Origin of the sequence: Streptomyces sp. sk2.1 (assembly GCF_008120935.1) — a bacterium.
Classification (GTDB): Bacteria; Actinomycetota; Actinomycetes; order Streptomycetales; family Streptomycetaceae; genus Streptomyces.
The window spans coordinates 34000-36118 of record NZ_RDBO01000071.1; the positions used below are offsets into that span (position 1 = coordinate 34000).

Consider the following 2119-nt stretch of genomic DNA (forward strand, 5'->3'; position numbering starts at 1 on the left):
GTCCACGGTCGTCGACTCGATCGCCGACCTTGGCGCCCTCGTCGACGAGGGCGACCAGGTCGGCGATCGAGTCGACGACCGTGGACGGCCGGAAGGGGTACTTGTCGATGTCCGCGACCGTGGTGAGGCCGGTGAGGACCAGGAAGGTCTGCATCCCCGCCTCCAGGCCGGCCAGCACGTCGGTGTCCATCCGGTCGCCGATCATGGCGCTGGACTCGGAGTGGGCGCCGATCGCGTTGAGCCCGGTGCGCATCATCAGCGGATTGGGCTTGCCCGCGAAGTACGGGGCCTTGCCGGTGGCCTTGGTGATGAGGGCGGCGACGGAACCGGTGGCGGGCAGCGGGCCCTCGGCCGACGGGCCGGTCTCGTCGGGGTTGGTGCAGATGAAGCGGGCACCGTTGTTGATCAGCCGGATCGCCTTGGTGAGCGCCTCGAAGCTGTAGGTGCGGGTCTCCCCGAGGACCACGTAGTCCGGGTCGTGGTCGGTGAGGACGTAGCCGATGTCGTGCAGGGCGGTGGTGAGCCCGGCCTCGCCGATGACGTACGCCGTGCCGCCGGGCCGCTGGTCGTCCAGGAACTGGGCGGTGGCCAGGGCGGAGGTCCAGATGTTCTCCACGGGCACGTCCAGGCCCATGCGGTTCAGCCGGGCGTGCAGGTCGCGGGCGGTGTAGATGGAGTTGTTGGTGAGGACCAGGAAGGGCAGGCCCGAGTCACGCAACCGCTTGATGAAGGCGTCCGCGCCGGGGATCGGCGTGCCCTCGTGGATCAGGACTCCGTCCATGTCGGTGAGCCAGGACGAGATCGGCTTGCGCTCTGCCATGCGTGGGACTCCTGCCGTACGTCGTGTGCGGGGACGCCGGCGGCACCGCGCTGTGCAGCGCCGACGCCCCCGATTTTAGGCCGCCCCGGACGTGCTGGTTCCGGCCGTCCCGGGAGCCGCCGGGAAGCCGTCCCGGGAGCCGTCGGAGGAAGCGTCTCCGGGCCGTCCGGCGGGGCCCGTCGGGCGGGCCCCGTCCGGTGCGGTGGGGTCAGCTGCCGGTGGCCGACTTCCAGGCGTCCACGTACACGTCCAGGTTGGTGCCGATGTCCGACCAGTTCGGCTCGAAGACCTCCACGCCGTCCATCAGCTCGGCGAGCGCGAGGGCGTTGGCGTCGGTGGCCTCGACGTCCTTGCGGGCGGAGAAGCCGCCGCCGACCGCGCTGACGTCCTTCTGGGCCTGCTCGGAGAGCATGAAGTCGAGCAGCTTCTTGCCGTTCTCGGTGTGCGGGGCCTTCTCCACCAGACCGGCCGCGTACGGCAGCGCGAAGGTGGTGGGCTTGCCGCCCTGCTTCGCGGGGAACCAGATGCCGAGGTTCGGCATGTCCTTGGACTGCGCGAAGTTCATCTGGACGTCGCCGTTGGCGACGAGCAGTTCGCCCTTGTCCACCTTGGGGGCCAGCTTGCCCGTGGAGGCGGACGGGCCGACGTTGTTGACCTGGAGCTTCTTCAGGTACTCCATCGCCGGCTCCTTGCCGCCGAAATCGTTCATGGCCTTGATGAGCACGGCCGTGCCGTCACCCGCGACCCCGGGCGTGGAGTACTGCACCTTGTTCTTGAACTTCCCGTCGAGCAGTTCCTCCCAGGTGGCGGGCGCCTGCTTCATCTCCTTCTTGTTGTAGATGAAGCCGAAGTAGTTGTTGACGACCGAGGTCCACTTGGAGTTGTACGCCTTGTCGGCGCCGTCGACCTTGTCGGAGCCGGCCGGCTCGTACGTCGCCAGCAGGCCCTTGCTGTCGGCCTGCTGGATGAACGGCGGCAGGGTGACCAGCACGTCGGCCTGGGTGTTGGACTTCTCGCGGACGGCGCGCTGCACCATCTCGCCGGAACCGCCCTCGACGTACTTGACCTTGATGCCGGTCTTCTTCTCGAAGTCCTTGAACACCTTGTCGTACCAGCCGTCACCGTTCTCGCCCTTGAGGCCGTCGGCGCTGTAGACGGTGACGACCTTCTCGTCGGACGCGGCCGACGAGCCGCCGCAGGCGGAGAGCGTGGCGGCGAGGGCGAGGCAGCCGGTGACGGCGGCTACGGGCTTGAGGTGGTTCTTGCGCATGACAGTCGTATCTCCTGGATGTCGGCCGG

Annotated in this window: 2 protein-coding genes; both read right to left on the reverse strand. The window is 68.5% G+C overall.

The window, feature by feature from the left end; all coding sequences use genetic code 11:
* Positions 1-820: HAD-IIA family hydrolase (locus tag EAO76_RS24905; protein ID WP_148838346.1), on the reverse strand; the 820-nt coding region annotated here is incomplete at its 3' end.
* Between the two features lie 208 nt (positions 821-1028).
* On the reverse strand, positions 1029-2090 hold the full coding sequence (locus EAO76_RS24910) for a 2-aminoethylphosphonate ABC transporter substrate-binding protein (RefSeq protein ID WP_148838152.1): 1062 nt from the start codon (positions 2088-2090) through the stop codon (positions 1029-1031).
* Between the last annotated feature and the right edge of the window lie 29 nt (positions 2091-2119).